Origin of the sequence: Kosakonia sp. WA-90 (assembly GCF_039871955.1) — a bacterium.
Lineage (GTDB): Bacteria > Pseudomonadota > Gammaproteobacteria > Enterobacterales > Enterobacteriaceae > Kosakonia > Kosakonia oryzendophytica.
This window is the reverse complement of record NZ_JBDPLJ010000006.1, coordinates 67,136-85,239: the sequence shown is the minus strand read 5'-3', so window position 1 is coordinate 85,239 and position 18,104 is coordinate 67,136. Positions and strand designations below refer to the sequence as shown.

The 18,104-nt window shown below is 51.3% G+C and carries 20 protein-coding genes and 1 tRNA gene; 5 read left to right on the top strand and 16 right to left on the bottom strand.

Features of this window, described 5'->3' with window-relative positions:
• The first annotated feature begins 73 nt into the window (after positions 1-73).
• Positions 74-1,420, top strand: coding sequence for an argininosuccinate synthase (argG, locus tag ABGA49_RS12205; RefSeq protein ID WP_061493020.1), 1,347 nt, complete (start codon positions 74-76; stop codon positions 1,418-1,420).
• A 394-nt stretch (positions 1,421-1,814) separates the two neighbouring features.
• On the opposite strand, the gene ABGA49_RS12200 is transcribed toward argG, so the two are convergent.
• The 6 genes from ABGA49_RS12200 to rlmE all read right to left on the bottom strand — a co-directional run bounded on the left by ABGA49_RS12200 (position 1,815) and on the right by rlmE (position 7,413).
• Positions 1,815-1,901: transfer RNA gene (locus ABGA49_RS12200), tRNA-Leu, on the bottom strand.
• Between the two features lie 12 nt (positions 1,902-1,913).
• Positions 1,914-2,246, bottom strand: a complete 333-nt coding sequence (secG, locus tag ABGA49_RS12195; protein WP_061493018.1) for a preprotein translocase subunit SecG — start codon at positions 2,244-2,246, stop codon at positions 1,914-1,916.
• Positions 2,247-2,473: 227 nt separating this feature from the next.
• Complete coding sequence (gene glmM / locus ABGA49_RS12190) at positions 2,474-3,811, bottom strand: phosphoglucosamine mutase (RefSeq protein WP_061493017.1); 1,338 nt, start codon at positions 3,809-3,811, stop codon at positions 2,474-2,476.
• A complete protein-coding gene (gene folP / locus ABGA49_RS12185) occupies positions 3,804-4,652 on the bottom strand; it encodes a dihydropteroate synthase (protein ID WP_061493016.1) in 849 nt (282 codons plus the stop codon). The genes glmM and folP overlap by 8 nt, the downstream gene beginning before the upstream one ends.
• A 100-nt stretch (positions 4,653-4,752) precedes the next feature.
• A complete protein-coding gene (gene ftsH / locus ABGA49_RS12180; RefSeq protein WP_061493015.1) occupies positions 4,753-6,684 on the bottom strand; it encodes an ATP-dependent zinc metalloprotease FtsH in 1,932 nt (643 codons plus the stop codon).
• 102 nt (positions 6,685-6,786) lie between these two features.
• A complete protein-coding gene (rlmE, locus tag ABGA49_RS12175; protein ID WP_061493014.1) occupies positions 6,787-7,413 on the bottom strand; it encodes a 23S rRNA (uridine(2552)-2'-O)-methyltransferase RlmE in 627 nt (208 codons plus the stop codon).
• A 118-nt stretch (positions 7,414-7,531) separates the two neighbouring features.
• Here rlmE and yhbY point away from each other — a divergent pair, with 118 nt between their 5' ends.
• Positions 7,532-7,825, top strand: a complete 294-nt coding sequence (yhbY, locus tag ABGA49_RS12170) for a ribosome assembly RNA-binding protein YhbY (RefSeq protein ID WP_061493013.1) — start codon at positions 7,532-7,534, stop codon at positions 7,823-7,825.
• 152 nt (positions 7,826-7,977) lie between these two features.
• Here the strand turns inward: yhbY and greA are convergent, their stop codons facing one another.
• The gene (gene greA, locus ABGA49_RS12165) at positions 7,978-8,454 is read right to left on the bottom strand and encodes a transcription elongation factor GreA (RefSeq protein ID WP_061493012.1); all 477 of its coding nucleotides are present in this window, start codon (positions 8,452-8,454) and stop codon (positions 7,978-7,980) included.
• 252 nt (positions 8,455-8,706) lie between these two features.
• Here greA and dacB point away from each other — a divergent pair, with 252 nt between their 5' ends.
• Positions 8,707-10,140 carry a serine-type D-Ala-D-Ala carboxypeptidase gene (gene dacB / locus ABGA49_RS12160; protein WP_061493011.1) on the top strand — a complete coding sequence of 478 codons (1,434 nt, stop codon included), beginning with the start codon at positions 8,707-8,709 and terminating at the stop codon, positions 10,138-10,140.
• Positions 10,141-10,218: 78 nt separating this feature from the next.
• Here the strand turns inward: dacB and cgtA are convergent, their stop codons facing one another.
• The 4 genes from cgtA to rplU form a co-directional block, all read right to left on the bottom strand.
• Positions 10,219-11,391 carry an Obg family GTPase CgtA gene (gene cgtA, locus ABGA49_RS12155; protein WP_347665607.1) on the bottom strand — a complete coding sequence of 391 codons (1,173 nt, stop codon included), beginning with the start codon at positions 11,389-11,391 and terminating at the stop codon, positions 10,219-10,221.
• 15 nt (positions 11,392-11,406) lie between these two features.
• Positions 11,407-12,372 carry a DMT family transporter gene (locus ABGA49_RS12150; protein WP_134318637.1) on the bottom strand — a complete coding sequence of 322 codons (966 nt, stop codon included), beginning with the start codon at positions 12,370-12,372 and terminating at the stop codon, positions 11,407-11,409.
• A gap of 94 nt (positions 12,373-12,466) precedes the next feature.
• Positions 12,467-12,724 (bottom strand): 50S ribosomal protein L27, encoded by a 258-nt coding sequence (gene rpmA / locus ABGA49_RS12145; RefSeq protein ID WP_002434222.1) that lies wholly within the window; start codon positions 12,722-12,724, stop codon positions 12,467-12,469.
• Between the two features lie 19 nt (positions 12,725-12,743).
• Entirely contained in the window at positions 12,744-13,055 is a 312-nt protein-coding gene (rplU, locus tag ABGA49_RS12140; RefSeq protein WP_061493008.1) for a 50S ribosomal protein L21, read from the bottom strand.
• Positions 13,056-13,314: 259 nt separating this feature from the next.
• Here rplU and ispB point away from each other — a divergent pair, with 259 nt between their 5' ends.
• Together ispB and sfsB are read left to right on the top strand one after the other, a co-directional pair.
• Positions 13,315-14,286, top strand: a complete 972-nt coding sequence (gene ispB, locus ABGA49_RS12135) for an octaprenyl diphosphate synthase (protein WP_061493007.1) — start codon at positions 13,315-13,317, stop codon at positions 14,284-14,286.
• A 219-nt stretch (positions 14,287-14,505) separates the two neighbouring features.
• On the top strand, positions 14,506-14,781 hold the full coding sequence (sfsB, locus tag ABGA49_RS12130; protein ID WP_061493006.1) for a DNA-binding transcriptional regulator SfsB: 276 nt from the start codon (positions 14,506-14,508) through the stop codon (positions 14,779-14,781).
• 90 nt (positions 14,782-14,871) lie between these two features.
• Here the strand turns inward: sfsB and ABGA49_RS12125 are convergent, their stop codons facing one another.
• From ABGA49_RS12125 to mlaC, 5 genes are all read right to left on the bottom strand, one after another.
• The gene (locus tag ABGA49_RS12125) at positions 14,872-15,408 is read right to left on the bottom strand and encodes an SMI1/KNR4 family protein (RefSeq protein WP_209446750.1); all 537 of its coding nucleotides are present in this window, start codon (positions 15,406-15,408) and stop codon (positions 14,872-14,874) included.
• 70 nt (positions 15,409-15,478) lie between these two features.
• Positions 15,479-16,738, bottom strand: coding sequence for a UDP-N-acetylglucosamine 1-carboxyvinyltransferase (gene murA / locus ABGA49_RS12120; RefSeq protein WP_061493005.1), 1,260 nt, complete (start codon positions 16,736-16,738; stop codon positions 15,479-15,481).
• A gap of 52 nt (positions 16,739-16,790) precedes the next feature.
• On the bottom strand, positions 16,791-17,045 hold the full coding sequence (ibaG, locus tag ABGA49_RS12115; protein WP_088236597.1) for a BolA family iron metabolism protein IbaG: 255 nt from the start codon (positions 17,043-17,045) through the stop codon (positions 16,791-16,793).
• Between the two features lie 126 nt (positions 17,046-17,171).
• Positions 17,172-17,465, bottom strand: coding sequence for a lipid asymmetry maintenance protein MlaB (mlaB, locus tag ABGA49_RS12110; RefSeq protein WP_061493003.1), 294 nt, complete (start codon positions 17,463-17,465; stop codon positions 17,172-17,174).
• Positions 17,465-18,100, bottom strand: a complete 636-nt coding sequence (gene mlaC / locus ABGA49_RS12105; RefSeq protein ID WP_061493002.1) for a phospholipid-binding protein MlaC — start codon at positions 18,098-18,100, stop codon at positions 17,465-17,467. The genes mlaB and mlaC overlap by 1 nt, the downstream gene beginning before the upstream one ends.
• Between the last annotated feature and the right edge of the window lie 4 nt (positions 18,101-18,104).

Genomic DNA, 18,104 nt, shown 5'->3' with positions numbered 1-18,104 from the left:
TGGTGGATGGCACAAACATGATGGCGCAGCTGTAAAGTCTGTCTCCACAGGTCTATCAAGCAGGGATTTTTTTATGACGACGATTCTCAAGCATCTTCCCGCAGGTCAACGTATCGGCATCGCTTTCTCTGGCGGTCTGGACACCAGTGCGGCACTGCTGTGGATGCGCCAAAAAGGCGCGGTTCCTTATGCATATACGGCAAATCTGGGTCAGCCGGATGAGGATGATTACGACGCGATCCCCCGTCGTGCGAAAGAATACGGTGCCGAAAATGCTCGCCTGATCGACTGCCGCAAACAGCTGGTTGCAGAAGGTATTGCTGCTATTCAGTGTGGCGCATTTCACAATACCACAGGTGGCCTGACTTATTTCAATACCACACCGCTGGGACGTGCGGTAACAGGCACGATGCTGGTTGCCGCAATGAAAGAAGATGGCGTGAATATTTGGGGCGACGGCAGTACTTATAAAGGAAACGATATCGAACGTTTCTATCGTTACGGCCTGCTGACTAATGCCGAACTGAAAATTTACAAACCGTGGCTGGATACTGACTTTATTGATGAGTTGGGTGGGCGTCAGGAAATGTCCGAATTCATGACTGCTTCCGGTTTCGACTACAAAATGTCTGCCGAGAAAGCATATTCAACGGACTCCAACATGCTGGGTGCCACGCACGAAGCAAAAGACCTCGAGTTCCTGAATTCCAGCGTGAAAATCGTCAATCCGATCATGGGTGTTAAGTTCTGGGACGAAAACGTCAAAATCCAGGCTGAAGAAGTCACCGTTCGTTTTGAGCGCGGTCACCCGGTTGCGCTGAATGGTAAAACGTTCGCTGATGATGTTGAGCTGATGCTGGAAGCAAACCGTATCGGTGGGCGTCACGGCCTGGGTATGAGCGACCAGATTGAAAACCGCATCATTGAAGCGAAAAGCCGCGGCATTTACGAAGCCCCTGGGATGGCGCTATTGCATATCGCCTATGAGCGTCTGTTAACCGGTATCCATAACGAAGATACCATTGAACAGTATCATGCACACGGTCGCCAACTGGGTCGTTTACTGTATCAGGGCCGCTGGTTTGATCCACAAGCTCTGATGTTGCGTGATTCTCTGCAACGCTGGGTGGCAAGCGCCATTACCGGTGAAGTGACACTGGAGTTGCGTCGTGGTAACGACTATTCAATCCTGAATACCGTTTCCGACAACCTCACTTATAAAGCAGAACGTCTGACCATGGAAAAAGGTGAATCGGTGTTCTCACCAGACGACCGTATCGGGCAACTGACTATGCGTAATCTTGATATTACCGATACCCGTGAAAAACTGTTTAATTATGTGCAAACGGGTTTATTGTCAGCCAATTCCGGCAACGGTTTGCCGCAGGTTGAGAATCTGGAAAACAGTGACAAGAAATAACCGTTTCTGCTGAATTAAAGCAGCCTGCGGTTCATCGTCGGTATCTGCCGAAAAAAGGCTCATGTTCATCATGGGCCTTTTTTATTGTGTTAATCCCCCCCGTTGTAGTGCCCTGTCTGAATGCACAACTTCTTTCGAGAATAGGAGAGAAAAACGATGTTCATTGAGTCCGGTATTGGTTTGCACAATATGACCCTGGCCTAAAATCAGCGCAGCAATAAATAAGAGATCCTCGTTTTTTACAGATGCAGAGAGCCAGGATGAAAAGAAAAGGTGTGAAATACAGATTCTGAAGCCGTACGTGACAAGAAAAAAAAGGACCATCGATGGTCATCATTTTCCCGGAATACAGACGAAAAAAAAGACATCTTTCGATGTCTTTTTTTTGGAATATTGGTACCGAGGACGGGACTTGAACCCGTAAGCCCAATCGGGCACTACCACCTCAAGGTAGCGTGTCTACCAATTCCACCACCTCGGCACGACTTACTGATTAATGCGGGATATCGCTGGTCGGCTTAGCCGGCGCTGCTGGCTGAGTCTGCTCAGTTTTAGCCGGAGCACTCAGATTTTCCCACTCGCTTCCTTTATTGGTTTTGTTGCTGTTAATGTTGCCCAGCACCAGGCTAATAATAAAGAACAGTGTTGCCAGTACAGCAGTCATACGGGTCATAAAGTTACCCGAACCACTTGAACCGAACAGCGTACCAGACGCGCCAGCGCCAAAGGAGGCTCCCATGTCAGCGCCTTTACCTTGCTGCAGCATAATCAGACCCACAAGAGCCAGCGCTACAATAAGGAAAAAAACTAAAAGAGCTTCGTACATAATCAACCTGTTCCTTGCGGGGTTGCCGCAGCCAATGCTTCAAACCAATAATCGTGGGAGGTTTCTTGCTTTCCCACTGAAGCGGGTGTGAATACTAACCAAAGCGAATGACCTTCGCAAGGGCAATTTCAGCGCATTTTATCAAGTGCGGAAAAAAACAGCAAAACTGCGATCTTCGCCTGATAAAAAGGCAGCAATAGCCGCCTTTTTAAACACTTAACACCCGGTTAGACCGCTTTCACCGCATCCGCAATGCGATTTGCCAGTGCCGTTACCTGCGCTTCATCTTCGCCCTCAACCATCACGCGAATAAGCGGCTCAGTACCTGACTTACGCAACAACACGCGACCACGGTTACCGAGCGTCGCTTCAACTTCCGCCGTCACTGCTTTGACCGTATCATCTTCTAGCGGGTCGCCATTGCCTGCCGTGAAGCGCACATTAACCAGCACCTGCGGAAACATTTTCATGCCGCTGCAAAGATCGTGCAGAGACATATGGTTGCGGACCATCGCGGCAACCACCTGCAGCCCCGCAACAATACCGTCGCCAGTGGTCGTTTTATCAAGCAGAATCACATGCCCGGAGTTTTCCGCCCCAATGCGCCAGCCTTTTTCCTGCATTTTTTCCAGCACATAACGGTCACCGACTTTCGCACGGGTAAACGGAATGCCCAGTTGCTTCAACGCCACTTCCAGCCCCATATTGCTCATCAGGGTACCGACCGCGCCACCGCGCAGCTGGCCCTGGCGCAACCCTTCACGCGCAATGATATACATGATTTGATCGCCATCGACTTTATTCCCCAGGTGATCAACCATGATGACGCGATCGCCGTCACCGTCAAATGCAATACCCAGATCGGCTTTTTCTGCGAGAACACGCTGCTGTAACGCGGCAACGTCAGTCGCGCCGCATTTCTCATTAATATTCACCCCATCCGGCTCGCAGCCCATCGGGATAACTTTTGCGCCCAGTTCACGGAATACATTTGGCGCAATGTGGTAAGTCGCACCGTTCGCGCAATCAACCACAATTTTCAGCTCATTGAGGCTCAGTTCGTTAGGGAATGTGGCTTTGCAGAACTCAATATAGCGGCCAGCTGCGTCAACAATACGGCTGGCTTTACCCAGCTCAGCGGAATCCACGCAGGTCAGCTCTTTTTCCATTTCAGCTTCAATGGCTTCTTCAACGGCATCCGGCAGCTTGGTGCCATCGATAGAGAAAAATTTGATGCCATTGTCATAGAAAGGATTGTGCGACGCGGAAATCACGATCCCCGCTTCGGCACGAAACGTGCGCGTCAGATAGGCCACCGCTGGCGTCGGCATGGGGCCGGTGAACGAAGCCGAAAGCCCGGCAGCCGCCAAGCCCGCTTCCAGTGCAGACTCCAGCATATAGCCGGATATGCGAGTATCTTTGCCAATAATTATCTTACGCGAACCATGGCGAGCGAGAACCTTGCCTGCGGCCCAGCCCAGCTTCAGAACAAAATCAGGGGTGATCGGTGCGTCGCCAACACGGCCACGAATGCCATCGGTGCCAAAATATTTACGGTTACTCATAACGCTTATTTTCCTTCGCTGACAGTGTGGCTTCCACCACCCGCATAGCCTCTACGGTTTCTTTTACATCGTGAACACGAATAATTTGCGCACCCTGCATCGCAGCAATAACTGCACAGGCGAGGCTGCCACTTAAACGCTCGGAAGGACCGACATTCAACAACTGACCGATCATGGATTTCCGTGACATTCCCACCAACAGAGGCAGACCAAAATGATGAAATTCGGCAAGCCGGGCAAGCAGCGCATAATTGTGGGAGAGATTCTTACCGAAACCGAATCCCGGGTCGAGTAACAATTTCTCTTTTGCAATACCAGCTTGCTCACAGCGCGCAATATGTTCAACAAAAAAGCGGTTCACATCGGTATAGACATCATCATATTTCGGTGCTTCCTGCATCGTTTTGGGCTGCCCTTGCATGTGCATCAGACAGACGGGAAGGCCCGTTTGCGCAGCCGCTTCCAGTGCGCCAGGTTCAGTTAGCGAACGAATATCGTTGATGATATGCGCCCCTGCCCGTGCCGATTCGCGGATAACCTCTGGCTTGGATGTATCAACAGAAATCCACACTTCAAAGCGCTGTGCAATGGCTTCAACAACAGGAATAACACGCTCCAGCTCCTCTTCCACGCTGACGTCCGCAGCGCCGGGGCGTGTAGACTCGCCGCCAATATCCACAATAGTCGCGCCTGCATTGATCATCAGATTGGCGTGCTTGACGGCCTCAATCAGCGTGTTGTGCGTTCCGCCGTCCGAGAACGAGTCTGGCGTGACATTGAGGATGCCCATCACATGAGGATGAGACAGATCGAGCGTGGTGCCCTGGGCATGGAGTTTCATGTCTAAAAAACCCTGATAATTACGTGGTTAAACAGTAAAGAAAAACCCCGGAGCAAGCCCGGGGTTTTAGAAGAAGAACAGGTCATCAACGGTGGATAACTTATTTGTCGCCCAACTGCTCTGACATGGTATTACCGGGGTTCGGCGTACGTGGTTCATCAACCGGACGTGGCGCACGCGGCGTACCATTATTGTCAGAATTATTCGCACCTGGCTCTTCCCAGCCCGCAGGCGGACGTACGTCACGACGCGACATCAGGTCATCAATCTGCGGTGCATCGATGGTCTCATATTTCATCAGAGCATCTTTCATTGCATGCAGGATATCCATGTTGTCATTCAGAAGCTGACGTGCACGATTGTAGTTACGTTCAATCAGCGCTTTCACTTCCTGGTCGATGATACGCGCGGTTTCATCGGACATATGTTTCGCTTTCGCGACGGAACGGCCAAGGAAAACTTCGCCTTCTTCTTCCGCATACAACAGCGGGCCAAGTTTGTCAGAGAAGCCCCATTGAGTGACCATGTTACGCGCCAGGTTCGTTGCGACTTTAATGTCGTTCGACGCACCAGTAGAAACATGTTCCACACCGTAGATAATCTCTTCCGCCAGACGACCGCCGTACAACGTGGAGATCTGACTTTCCAGTTTCTGACGGCTGGCGCTAATTGCATCCCCTTCCGGCAGGAAGAAAGTTACACCCAACGCGCGGCCACGCGGAATAATCGTCACTTTGTGCACCGGATCATGTTCCGGCACCAGACGACCAATAATCGCATGCCCTGCTTCGTGGTATGCAGTCGACTCTTTTTGCGCTTCCGTCATCACCATGGAGCGACGTTCCGCACCCATCATGATTTTGTCTTTCGCTTTTTCGAACTCAACCATCGAAACAACGCGCTTGTTACCGCGTGCGGCAAACAGCGCCGCTTCGTTCACCAGGTTAGCTAAATCTGCACCAGAGAAGCCTGGGGTACCACGCGCAATGATTGCCGCATCAATATCCGGAGAGAGCGGAACACGGCGCATATGCACTTTCAGGATCTGCTCGCGACCACGAACGTCCGGCAGACCGACCACAACCTGACGGTCAAAGCGACCAGGACGCAGTAATGCAGGGTCAAGCACATCCGGGCGGTTAGTTGCGGCGATAACAATAATGCCTTCATTACCTTCAAAGCCATCCATCTCAACCAGCATCTGGTTCAGTGTCTGTTCACGTTCATCGTGACCACCGCCCAGACCTGCGCCACGCTGGCGACCTACGGCATCGATTTCATCAATAAAGATAATGCACGGTGCTGCCTTCTTCGCCTGTTCGAACATGTCACGTACGCGGGAGGCACCCACACCAACGAACATTTCAACGAAATCAGAACCAGAAATCGTGAAGAACGGGACTTTCGCTTCACCGGCGATGGCTTTCGCCAGCAGTGTTTTACCGGTCCCAGGCGGCCCAACCATCAGGACGCCTTTCGGGATTTTACCGCCCAGTTTCTGGAAACGGCTCGGCTCACGTAAGTACTCAACCAGTTCGCCAACTTCTTCTTTCGCTTCGTCGCAACCAGCAACATCGGCGAAAGTGGTTTTGATCTGATCTTCCGTAAGCATCCGCGCCTTGCTCTTACCGAACGACATGGCACCTTTGCCACCGCCGCCCTGCATCTGGCGCATAAAGAAAATCCAGACCCCAATCAACAGCAGCATCGGGAACCAGGAAATGAAGATGTTAGCCAGCAGACTCGGCTCTTCAGGTGGTTCACCCACAACCTTGACGTTTTTCGTCAGCAGGTTGTCGAGCAGTTTTGGATCGTTGACCGGGATGTAAGTCGTGTAACGGTTACTATCTTTCTTGGTAACGTTGATCTCACGTCCGTTGATACGCGCTTCGCGAACCTGGTCCTGGTTGACCTCTTGCAGGAAGGTAGAATAATCCACCTTACGGCCATTAGACTCGCTGGGCCCAAAGCTCTGGAATACTGACATCAGCACGACGGCAATGACCAGCCAGAGTATTAGGTTTTTCGCCATGTCACTCAAGGGATTAACCTCATATTACAACTGTGTTAAAAACAGCGTCAGGATACAACATATCCCGTTTCTTTCAAACCAAAGGCCGAAATCAACGAGGTATCATTTTCGCCCGGTCGCTACAATGTACACTTCGCGAGAACGCGCACGCGAAGAGTCCGGTTTACGCACTTTCACTTTCGTAAACAGGGAGCGAATTTCCGTCAGGTACTCATCGAAACCTTCGCCCTGAAACACCTTCACTAAAAAACTACCGCCAGGCGCCAACACGTCGCGGCACATTTCCAGCGCCAGCTCTACCAGGTACATAGAGCGGGGAATATCTACTGCCGGCGTTCCACTCATGTTCGGCGCCATGTCTGACATGACAACCTGCACTTTACTGTCACCTACGCGATCCAGTAACGCTTTCAGGACTAATTCATCACGAAAATCGCCCTGAAGGAAGTCCACACCGACGATTGGATCCATCGGTAAAAGATCGCAAGCGATAATACGACCGTTGCCCCCGATTTGGGTGACCGCATACTGCGACCATCCACCGGGTGCCGCACCAAGGTCAACAATCGTCATCCCCGGTTTAAAAAGTTTGTCACTTTGCTGTATTTCATCAAGTTTAAACCAGGCACGGGAACGCAACCCTTTTTTCTGCGCCTGTTGAACATATTTATCGCTAAAGTGTTCCTGAAGCCAGCGGCTCGAGCTGGCAGAACGCTTTTTACCTGTCATTTAACTTTCCATCCGGGTTCATCGTCGACATCGATAAATTTCGACGTGCAATTTGGCGATACAGTGGAGATGGCGGTAGAATGAACCGTTTTCAATCCCAACGTAAGCAAAATATACGATGAATCTGAGTACTAAACAAAAACAGCACCTGAAAGGTCTGGCACATCCGCTCAAGCCTGTAGTTATGCTTGGCAATAATGGTTTGACCGAAGGGGTACTGGCCGAGATTGAACAAGCGTTAGAGCACCATGAACTTATCAAGGTGAAGATCGCCTCTGAAGACAGAGAAACTAAGACCTTGATTGTGGAAGCTATCGTTCGCGAAACCGGCGCCTGCAACGTACAGGTCATCGGTAAAACGCTGGTGCTTTATCGCCCAACCGCGGAGCGTAAAATCGCGCTGCCACGCTAAGAATATCCTGAATTGAACACAAGATCTGTGTAAAACGAGGGGTTTCCGCCAGCAGAGGTGCAAAATGCCACGCTCCAGGTGTTGTTGAAAGGCCGCAATGCGGCCTTTTTCTTTTCTTTACAATACGTCAACAATTACTGCAAATGCAGCAATCAGAGATATTCTACTTTGACGATTTCGTATTCGACTTCGCCACCAGGCGTACGGATCACAACCACATCATCCTGCTCTTTGCCCACAAGGCCGCGAGCAATCGGCGAGTTAACGGAAATGAGATTCTGTTTAAAATCAGCTTCATCATCGCCAACAATGCGGTAAGTTTGCTCTTCGTCGTTATCCAGGTTCAGGACTGTGACGGTCGAACCAAAAATCACGCGTCCACTCTTCGGCATCTTCGAAATATCGATAACCTGCGCATTAGACAATTTCGCTTCGATATCTTTGATACGGCCTTCGCAAAAACCTTGCTGTTCGCGCGCCGCATGATATTCCGCGTTCTCTTTCAGGTCGCCATGTTCGCGGGCTTCCGCGATAGCGGCGATAATTTCAGGGCGACGAACGGATTTCAGAAATTCCAGTTCTTCGCGCAATTTTTCAGCACCACGTAAGGTCATCGGAATAGCTTGCATTTGTTATACCTCTTGAACATTCCTGTAAGGAGCAGGTTGTCCTGCCCCGGCAGCTCTCTATCCACCCGATTACAGGCGTATACCGCCGGGCAGAAGCAAAAGAAAACTGACCCGGGGACAAAGCCCCAGGTCAGCAGCAATTTTTCAATTTGATACGTATTTTACCCGGAAGTTCACTATGGGTCATCGTTTACTTTCCGGGTCGATGCGCCGTAGTATGACGGCTTGTTTCCAGGTTCTTAGCGCGAGATTATGCGATTTTCCAGCTTTATCATCGGATTGACCACCAGTATAGCCTTGAATGTTCAGGCTGCGAATGTCGACGAATACATCAATCAGCTCCCGGACGGTGCGAATCTTGCGCTGATGGTGCAAAAAGTTGGCAGCCAGACCCCCGAGATTGATTATCACGGTAAACAAATGGCGCTGCCGGCAAGTACGCAAAAAGTGATCACCGCGCTGGCGGCCCTGCTGCAACTCGGGCCGGATTTTCGCTTCACCACCACGCTGGAAAGCAAGGGTTCCGTCGATAATAGCGTATTAAAAGGTGACTTAATTGCACGATTTGGCGGCGATCCGACACTAAAACGCCAGGATCTGCGCAATATGGTTGCCGCGCTAAAAAAGTCAGGCGTGCAGAAAATCGACGGTAATGTCTTAATCGATACGTCCATTTTCGCCAGCCATGATAAAGCCCCCGGTTGGCCGTGGAATGATATGACGCAATGCTTCAGCGCTCCGCCCGCTGCGGCAATTATCGATCGTAACTGCTTTTCAATTTCGCTGTACAGCGCCCAGAAACCTGGCGATTTGGCCTATATTCGCGTGGCGTCATACTACCCGGTGAACATGTTTAGTCAGGTGCGAACGCTGGCACGAGGTTCGTCGGATGCCCAGTATTGCGAACTGGATGTGGTGCCGGGCGATCTCAATCGTTTCACGTTAACCGGCTGTCTTCCGCAGAGAGCCGATCCGTTACCACTGGCTTTCGCTATTCAGGATGGCGCCAGCTATGCTGGGGCGATCCTCAAAGATGAACTCAAAGAAGCCGGGATCACGTACACCGGCACCTTACTGCGCCAAACGCAAGAAAATCAACCCGGTACGATCATTGCGAGTAAACAATCCGCCCCGCTGCACGATCTGCTGAAGATCATGCTAAAAAAATCGGACAATATGATTGCTGATACCGTGTTCCGCATGATCGGGCATGCGCGCTTTGGTGTGCCAGGCACATGGCGCGCCGGATCCGATGCGGTACGGCAGATCCTGCGCCAGCAAGCTGGCGTTGACCTTGGCAATACGATCATTGCCGATGGCTCCGGCCTGTCGCGACACAACTTGCTGGCACCGGCCACGATGATGCAGGTGCTTCAATACATTGCGCAGCATGATACGGAACTCAATTTTATCTCAATGCTACCGCTGGCGGGCTACGACGGCTCTCTGCAGTATCGTGCGGGTTTACACCAGGCAGGCGTGGATGGCAAAGTCTCGGCAAAAACGGGCTCGCTGCAAGGTGTTTATAATCTGGCGGGCTTTATCACCACTGCCAGCGGTCAGCGGATGGCCTTTGTACAATATCTGTCCAGTTATGCGGTTGAGCCCGCGGACCAACGTAATCGACGGATCCCGCTGGTACGCTTTGAGAGCCGACTCTATAAAGATATTTATCAGAACAACTAATAAAAATGCCGGGTCAGCAGGCTGCCCGGCATTGTTTGACGACAATCTCCCCGGCGCACCGGGGAAGTCTCAGAGTTATTAACGCTTATAGATAAATTCGACGCCTTCTTCGTCGTCTTCATCCCAGTCGTCATCCAACTCTTCGTCATCTTCTGCTTCCGCTTCCTCGAGCTGCTGGCGATGATAATCATCCCACATGAACTCGACTTTCTCAGGCTGTTTCTCTTCCTCCGCCTGCGTCAGCGGGTTTTCGATGATAAATGTCATCACATCCCAGCAGAGATCTTTAACCCCTTGCTGGCTGGCTGCAGAGATCAGATAGTACTTATCTTCCCAGCCCAGCGCCTGCGCGATGGCTTTGGCTTTCTCTTCCGCCGCAGCTTTATCCATCAGATCAATTTTGTTGAACACCAGCCAGCGTGGTTTATCAGCCAGTTTTTCGCTGTATTTTTCCAGTTCGCCAACGATGATGCGTGCATTTTCGACCGGATCAGAGCCATCAACAGGCTCAATATCGATCAGATGCAACAACACACGGCAACGTTCCAGATGTTTCAGGAAGCGAATACCGAGGCCTGCACCATCAGCAGCCCCTTCAATCAGTCCAGGGATATCTGCAACCACAAAGCTTTTTTCGTTGTCCATACGTACAACGCCAAGGCTTGGCACCAGGGTGGTAAACGGATAATCCGCCACTTTCGGTTTTGCTGCGGAGACGGCACGGATAAAGGTCGATTTCCCGGCGTTCGGCATCCCGAGCATACCGACATCAGCCAGCAACATCAGTTCCAGTTGCAAATCACGCTTGTCACCCGGCGTACCCATCGTTTTCTGACGCGGGGTACGGTTTACCGAGGATTTGAAACGGGTATTCCCCAGACCGTGCCAGCCACCTTTTGCCACCATCAGACGCTGACCGTGTTTCGTCATATCGCCCATGGTTTCGCCGGTGCCCTGATCGATCACACGCGTACCAATCGGCACTTTAACGGTGATATCTTTACCCCGTTTTCCCGTGCAATCACGGCTCTGACCATTCTGACCACGCTCAGCGCGAAATGATTTTTCAAAGCGGTAGTCGATCAGGGTATTCAGATTTTCGTCGGCCTCCAGCCAGACGTCGCCGCCGTCGCCGCCGTCGCCGCCGTCAGGACCGCCTTTCGGGATATATTTCTCGCGGCGGAAGCTTACACAGCCGTTACCGCCATCGCCCGCTACGACCAGGATCGTCGCTTCATCAACAAACTTCATTTTACTCTCCGTAACTCATTCGCCTGAGCGGGGCACAGTGGCGACCACTTCGCGATTGCGCCAGCGTCCTAAAAGACGATGGCCAATAGCAGAAAACATCGCGCCCGCAACCACGACAAACGCACCGAGATAACCGATCAGGTTTAACATCGGTCTGGCGAAAACATCGGGCCAGGCCATTGATAACAAATCCGAAAACAACAATGTAAATAGCGGCGTCAGCGTAATCAACGCGCTAACCTGTGCCGCCTGCCAACGGGCCATGGCTTCCGCCAGCGCGCCGTAGCCTACCAGCGTGTTCAGTCCACAAAAAATCAGACAAGCCAGTTGCCAATTGCTTAACTGCAATAATACTCCCGGCTTAGCCAGCGGCAACAATGCAATCGTACACAAAGTGTACAGCAAAAAAAGGATCTGCTGGGAAGCCAGGCGACGCAATAATACTTTTTGCGCCACGCCGTAACTGACCCATACCGTTGCTGCGCCAACGCCGAAAATAACACCCCAGGTGTAGTCCGTCAGCCGGGTAAAAATCTCCACCAGACTGGTATTAAAAAACAGTACCAGACCACAAATAAGCATCAGTGCGCCAATCACTTGGGTGCTACGCATCTTCTCTTTAAGAATAAAGACGCTGGCAACCATCATGCCCACAGGGGACAGTTGACCAATCACCTGCGACGCCGTAGGGCTAACATATTGCAGGGAAGAACTGAACAATATGAAGTTCCCAAACAGTCCCCCCGTGGCAATGGCAAGCAGGATTAACCAGCGCGGCTTGCGAAAAATACGCATTGGCGGAAGTTTTCTTTTGCAGGCCAGGATCAGGCCGAGGCCAACGGCTGCCATCAAAAAGCGATAAAACACCACGGTCGGTGGCTCCATCACTTCCAGCACCTGTTTCATCGCAATAGGTAACGCCCCCCAGCACATGGCCGTAGTGAGCGCCAGGACGATACCGATGCCTGCCTGCTGTTTCATGCCCTATTCCCTGCCAGAAATTTGCCGGACTTCTAATGTAAAAAGCCCCGCAACGTGTTGCGGGGCTTTCTTCCGTTACCGGGACTCGAAAAACTTATTCAGCAACGATGCTGATGAATTTACGATTTTTCGGGCCTTTAACTTCGAACTTAACTTTACCGTCAGTCAAAGCGAACAGAGTGTGGTCACGGCCGCAACCAACGTTGGTACCTGCGTGGAACTTGGTGCCACGCTGACGAACGATGATGCTACCTGCCAGAACTGCTTCACCGCCAAAGCGTTTAACGCCCAGACGTTTAGCTTCTGAATCGCGACCGTTACGAGTTGAGCCGCCAGCCTTTTTATGTGCCATTTAAATCTCTCCTCAGGTCTTAGGCGCTGATGCCAGTGATTTTCACATCAGTGAACCACTGACGGTGACCTTGCTGCTTACGGTAGTGTTTACGACGACGAAACTTAACGATTTTAACTTTCTCGCCACGACCATGAGCAACAATTTCAGCTTTGATTACGCCGCCATCAACGAAAGGAACGCCGATTTTGACTTCTTCACCGTTTGCGATCATCAGAACTTCTGCGAACTCAACAGTTTCGCCAGTTGCGATGTCCAGCTTTTCCAAGCGAACGGTTTGACCTTCGCTTACTCGGTGTTGTTTACCACCACTTTGGAAAACCGCGTACATATAAAACTCCGCTTCCGCGCACTTCTTCTGAATAATTCAGAGCGCGCTAAAAATATTCACAATAGGGCGCGAATATTACGCAAGTCGCGAGCCTTTGACAAGTACGATCGTCAATACATGCAGAAAAAAAACACAACGTGTAAGGTAACGTTTATCTGGCGCGTTTTTTCAGTACAATCAGCAATACTATTCTAACCCGTAACCCTTCGTTATCCCATTTTGATATGTGGTAAACAGGACTGAAAGCTCGGCTTTTGCGATGAATTTAGAAAAAATCAATGAGTTAACCGCGCAAGACATGGCGGGTGTGAATGCGACGATTTTGCAACAGCTCAACTCGGATGTTCAGCTAATCAACCAGTTGGGTTATTACATTGTCAGCGGGGGCGGCAAACGCATCCGTCCAATGATTGCCGTGCTGGCGGCTCGCGCCGTGGGCTATGAAGGCAATTCGCATGTCACTATCGCTGCGCTAATCGAATTTATTCACACCGCGACGCTATTACATGACGATGTCGTGGACGAGTCCGATATGCGACGCGGCAAAGCCACCGCCAACGCGGCATTCGGTAATGCGGCCAGCGTTTTGGTCGGCGATTTCATCTACACCCGCGCTTTTCAGATGATGACCAGTCTCGGGTCATTGAAAGTGCTGGAGGTAATGTCGGAAGCCGTGAATGTCATTGCCGAAGGGGAAGTCCTGCAGTTGATGAACGTGAACGATCCGAACATCACTGAAGAAAACTATATGCGCGTCATTTACAGCAAAACGGCGCGTCTGTTTGAAGCCGCTGCGCAATGTTCCGGTCTGCTTGCTGGATGTAGCGATGTGCAGGAAAAAGCATTGCAGGATTATGGACGCTACCTTGGTACCGCATTCCAGTTAATCGACGATCTGCTTGATTACAGCGCAGACGGCGAAACCCTCGGTAAAAATACGGGGGATGATCTCAATGAAGGCAAGCCAACACTGCCTTTGCTGCATGCCATGCACCACGGCACACCGAAACAATCCCAAATGATCCGCGACGCTATCGAGCAGGGTAATGGTCGCCATCTTCTTGAACCTGTACTGGAAGCGATGGCCGAGTGTGGCTCGTTGGAATGGACACGTCAGCGCGCTGAAGAAGAAGCAGATAAGGCCATCTCCGCTCTGCAAGTGCTGCCAGATTCGCCATGGCGCGATGCTCTGATTGGTCTTGCACATATCGCTGTTCAACGCGATCGCTAATATGCCTGTCCCGCGCTTGTCGCGGGAAAGCTCGCGGGAAAGCTCCAACAAGTTCCCATAAAATCAAAAATTCACAAAAAACACTGATTATTCATCCTGGTGTAATCCTAAAACGCACAAACATTACATGAACTTTTTAGAGCAAGTGAGTTTGTATGCGTATAGTAAACAGTGTGCAGATACTCAAATGCCGGTGTGTTTTACTATCAGGGAGATATTATGGAAACAAAATTCAATGACTGGCACCAGGCCGATATCATTGCGGGGCTGCGTAAAAAGGGAACATCGCTCGCCGCAGAATCACGCAAGCATGGTCTCAGTTCTTCAACACTCGCCAATGCCTTGACCCGTGCATGGCCGAAAGGGGAATGGATTATCGCTCAGGCATTGGATACCGACCCCTGGGTCATCTGGCCATCGCGTTATCATGATCCGATCACGCACGAGTTTATTGACAAAACCAAGTTGATGCGGAAAAAACGAGGCTCAGAGTAAAGGCTATATCAACCAGCAATCCCCCCTTGCGCATCTGGCAGGGGGCTGCCTGGCTCGAATTGATGGCCGAAGAAGGGCAGGACTACATCGTTACAGCTCAAAAGCGTCATCACCGACTAAACCACGGATAAACGCTTCGAAATTATCAGCAAGGTGCACGATCCTGTAATCCTGCTCTTGATCAATATGCACAACCGCAGGCTCATCATCTGCTGTCAGGCACTGTCGATAATCAAGAAAAACCATATCATGTCCTGCTGATGGACAGGTGCAAATCGCTACGCCAATGTCAGGATAGCCCCAGTGTTCGATCCAGAAACGGCTGCCGTAATCACTACCCAACGAATAGCGCTTATTGCCAATCCCCATAATACCCGTGATAGCAATGTGATCTTCTGCCCAACTGGTAAATTCATTGGTTGGGAAATTCTGGTTTCGAGGGATCCCGCCATTGTGTTGCCGCATTAGCCAGACATAAGAGGCAGGCAAGCGATAACCTAATGTCGATTCAATGGCCGCCAACTCATCTTCGCTAAAAGGGTCATTGATATACGCTTCGCGCGCATATTCCCGGTCATCCCAAAAAGCGGTGAAGTCAAAACCGGCAAACGGTGTAGTTCCCATCATCCAGATATCCTTTCAGAAAAATCAGTAAAAAGGGGAGCCGAAGCTCCCCTGTATAAGCATCAAAAAAAGGTTATTCGCCTTTTACGCGCTCAATATTGGCCCCCAGGGCGCTGAGCTTATCTTCAATACGTTCGTAACCACGATCGATATGATAGATACGATCGACAAGGGTGGTTCCTTCTGCAATACACCCCGCCAGCACGAGGCTTGCGGATGCGCGCAGATCGGTTGCCATCACCTGAGCGCCGGAGAGTTTTTCCACACCGTGGCAGATAGCCGTATTGCTTTCGATTTCTGCGTGCGCACCCATACGGATCAGCTCCGGAATGTGCATAAACCGGTTTTCAAAGATGGTTTCAGTGATCACGCCGGTTCCTTCCGCCACCAGGTTCAGCAAGGTGAACTGTGCCTGCATATCCGTCGGGAATCCCGGGTGCGGAGCCGTACGTACATTGACCGCTTTCGGGCGTTTACCGTGCATATCCAGGCTGATCCAATCTTCGCCAACTTCAATATCCGCGCCCGCATCACGCAGCTTCGCCAGCACTGCATCAAGCGTATCCGGCTGTGCATTGCGGCAAACGATTTTCCCGCCAGAAATAGCCGCAGCCACCAGGAAGGTACCGGTTTCGATACGATCCGGCAGAACACGGTAAACCCCGCCACCCAGACGTTTCACACCTTCAATGGTGATACGATCGGTTCCCATACCGGTAATTTTCGCACCAAGGGTATTGAGGAAATTCGCCGTATCAACAATTTCTGGCTCACGCGCAGCGTTCTCAATAATGGTTGTGCCTTCAGCCAACGTGGCTGCCGACATAATGGTCACCGTTGCGCCAACACTCACTTTATCCATCACGATATGCGCGCCTTTCAGACGGCCATTGACGGAGGCTTTAACGTAGCCCTCTTCTAAAGTGATTTCGGCGCCCAGTTGCTCCAGACCGGAAATGTGCAAATCAACCGGGCGTGCACCGATCGCACAACCGCCCGGCAAAGAAACCTGCCCTTGACCAAAACGCGCCACCAGCGGGCCAAGCGCCCAAATCGACGCGCGCATGGTTTTCACCAGATCGTAAGGCGCACAGAACACATTCACTTCGCTGGCATCGATCCATACGGATCCGTTACGCTCCACCTTCGTGCCCAACTGACTGAGCAACTTCATGGTGGTATCAATATCTTTCAGTTTCGGGACGTTACGAATTTCAACCGGCTCTTCCGCCAGTAATGCAGCAAAAAGGATCGGCAGCGCAGCGTTTTTTGCGCCTGAAATTGTCACTTCGCCCTCGAGACGCGTCGGCCCCTGTACACGAAACTTATCCATTCATCTGATCTCTGTTTAGAATTCACACGCGCGGGGAAAATGCTCCCGACGCTCAAAAACCGTTAAGTTTGCGATCCCGCGCCCACTCAGCAGGCGTGAACGCTTTGATCGACAGGGCATGAATGCGGTTATCCGCGATATATTCCATCAGCGGACCGTAAATGGTCTGCTGCTTTTTGACCCGACTCATGCCGTCAAAAATTTCACCCACAGCAATAACCTGAAAGTGACTGCCATCGCCAGTGACGTGGGCTTCCTGGAGAGAAAGTGCGTTCATCAGCACTGTCTGAATTTCATGATTTTCCATGGGCGTAAATATCATCTAAAAGTGAAAACAGTCACACATCTTAGAGGAAAGTGGCGCTGGCTTAAACAAGCAAAAAGCCCCATCGCAATAAAGGATGGGGCTTCAGGTAGTAACGCATTGAAAAAATTAGCGAGACAATACATCCTGGGGCAAATTATAGAGTGCGGCCAGCGTGACAACATTCTCGCTCACGCCATCAAGCATCACGCTCACGCCCTGCTTTTTCCCCTGCTCGACAAGATGAACCAGCAATGCGACGCCCGCTGTGTCCACGCGCGTCACGCCTTGCAAGTCGATACAGGTGACCCCCTTCATTGCTTCAATTCGGGCGTCCCAGAGCGGATTTAACACATCCTGATCCAGCTCGCCTTGCAATGCCAGACGTTCGCCGTCACGCGACCAACTCAGCCGCTGCGTCATTATTTCTTCTCGTCCAGCGTAATTTTCTGGCGGGAAATGGACTGTAGTTGCGCGGTCAGACCATCGATGCCTTTAGTACGCAGCAAGTCGCTCCATTCATTCTGCTTGGTGGTGATCATGCTCACCCCCTCTGCGATCATGTCGTAAGCCTGCCAGTTTCCGGTTTGTGTGTTTTTACGCCACTGGAAATCAAGACGCACCGGCGGACGCCCGTTCGGATCGATAATCGTGACGCGGATGGGCACAATTGTGGCATCGCCCAGTGGTTGTTCCGGCGCAATCTCATAAGTCTGGCCATGATACAACGCCAGCGCCTGACCGTAAGCCTGTTTCAGGTATTCACGAAATGCCGCAAAATAGGCATCACGCTGTGCAGGTGTGGCGTCCTTATAGTAACGCCCCAGCACCAACGCACCGGCGTATTTCACCTGCACATAGGGTAGCAGTTCCTGATCCACCACATCACGCAAGTGGTCCGGGTTTGCGCGGATCTGCGGCTGTTCGTTTTTAAGGCGATCAAATGTTTTCTGCGCCGCAGCTTTCATCGCGGCATAAGGGTTACTTTGATCGGCCGCTACGGCCGCGCCCAACGGTGCAACCACCAGCAGAGCAACCATCAATAGACGTTTAAACATACGT

Bases quoted from the DNA above. Each gene is read 5' to 3' on its own strand.
- argG (WP_061493020.1), top strand. From the start codon at position 74: ATGACGACGATTCTCAAGCATCTTCCCGCAGGTCAACGTATCGGCATC.
- secG (WP_061493018.1), bottom strand. From the start codon at position 2,246: ATGTACGAAGCTCTTTTAGTTTTTTTCCTTATTGTAGCGCTGGCTCTT.
- glmM (WP_061493017.1), bottom strand. From the start codon at position 3,811: ATGAGTAACCGTAAATATTTTGGCACCGATGGCATTCGTGGCCGTGTT.
- folP (WP_061493016.1), bottom strand. From the start codon at position 4,652: ATGAAACTCCATGCCCAGGGCACCACGCTCGATCTGTCTCATCCTCAT.
- ftsH (WP_061493015.1), bottom strand. From the start codon at position 6,684: ATGGCGAAAAACCTAATACTCTGGCTGGTCATTGCCGTCGTGCTGATG.
- rlmE (WP_061493014.1), bottom strand. From the start codon at position 7,413: ATGACAGGTAAAAAGCGTTCTGCCAGCTCGAGCCGCTGGCTTCAGGAA.
- yhbY (WP_061493013.1), top strand. From the start codon at position 7,532: ATGAATCTGAGTACTAAACAAAAACAGCACCTGAAAGGTCTGGCACAT.
- greA (WP_061493012.1), bottom strand. From the start codon at position 8,454: ATGCAAGCTATTCCGATGACCTTACGTGGTGCTGAAAAATTGCGCGAA.
- dacB (WP_061493011.1), top strand. From the start codon at position 8,707: ATGCGATTTTCCAGCTTTATCATCGGATTGACCACCAGTATAGCCTTG.
- cgtA (WP_347665607.1), bottom strand. From the start codon at position 11,391: ATGAAGTTTGTTGATGAAGCGACGATCCTGGTCGTAGCGGGCGATGGC.
- ABGA49_RS12150 (WP_134318637.1), bottom strand. From the start codon at position 12,372: ATGAAACAGCAGGCAGGCATCGGTATCGTCCTGGCGCTCACTACGGCC.
- rpmA (WP_002434222.1), bottom strand. From the start codon at position 12,724: ATGGCACATAAAAAGGCTGGCGGCTCAACTCGTAACGGTCGCGATTCA.
- rplU (WP_061493008.1), bottom strand. From the start codon at position 13,055: ATGTACGCGGTTTTCCAAAGTGGTGGTAAACAACACCGAGTAAGCGAA.
- ispB (WP_061493007.1), top strand. From the start codon at position 13,315: ATGAATTTAGAAAAAATCAATGAGTTAACCGCGCAAGACATGGCGGGT.
- sfsB (WP_061493006.1), top strand. From the start codon at position 14,506: ATGGAAACAAAATTCAATGACTGGCACCAGGCCGATATCATTGCGGGG.
- ABGA49_RS12125 (WP_209446750.1), bottom strand. From the start codon at position 15,408: ATGATGGGAACTACACCGTTTGCCGGTTTTGACTTCACCGCTTTTTGG.
- murA (WP_061493005.1), bottom strand. From the start codon at position 16,738: ATGGATAAGTTTCGTGTACAGGGGCCGACGCGTCTCGAGGGCGAAGTG.
- ibaG (WP_088236597.1), bottom strand. From the start codon at position 17,045: ATGGAAAATCATGAAATTCAGACAGTGCTGATGAACGCACTTTCTCTC.
- mlaB (WP_061493003.1), bottom strand. From the start codon at position 17,465: ATGACGCAGCGGCTGAGTTGGTCGCGTGACGGCGAACGTCTGGCATTG.
- mlaC (WP_061493002.1), bottom strand. From the start codon at position 18,100: ATGTTTAAACGTCTATTGATGGTTGCTCTGCTGGTGGTTGCACCGTTG.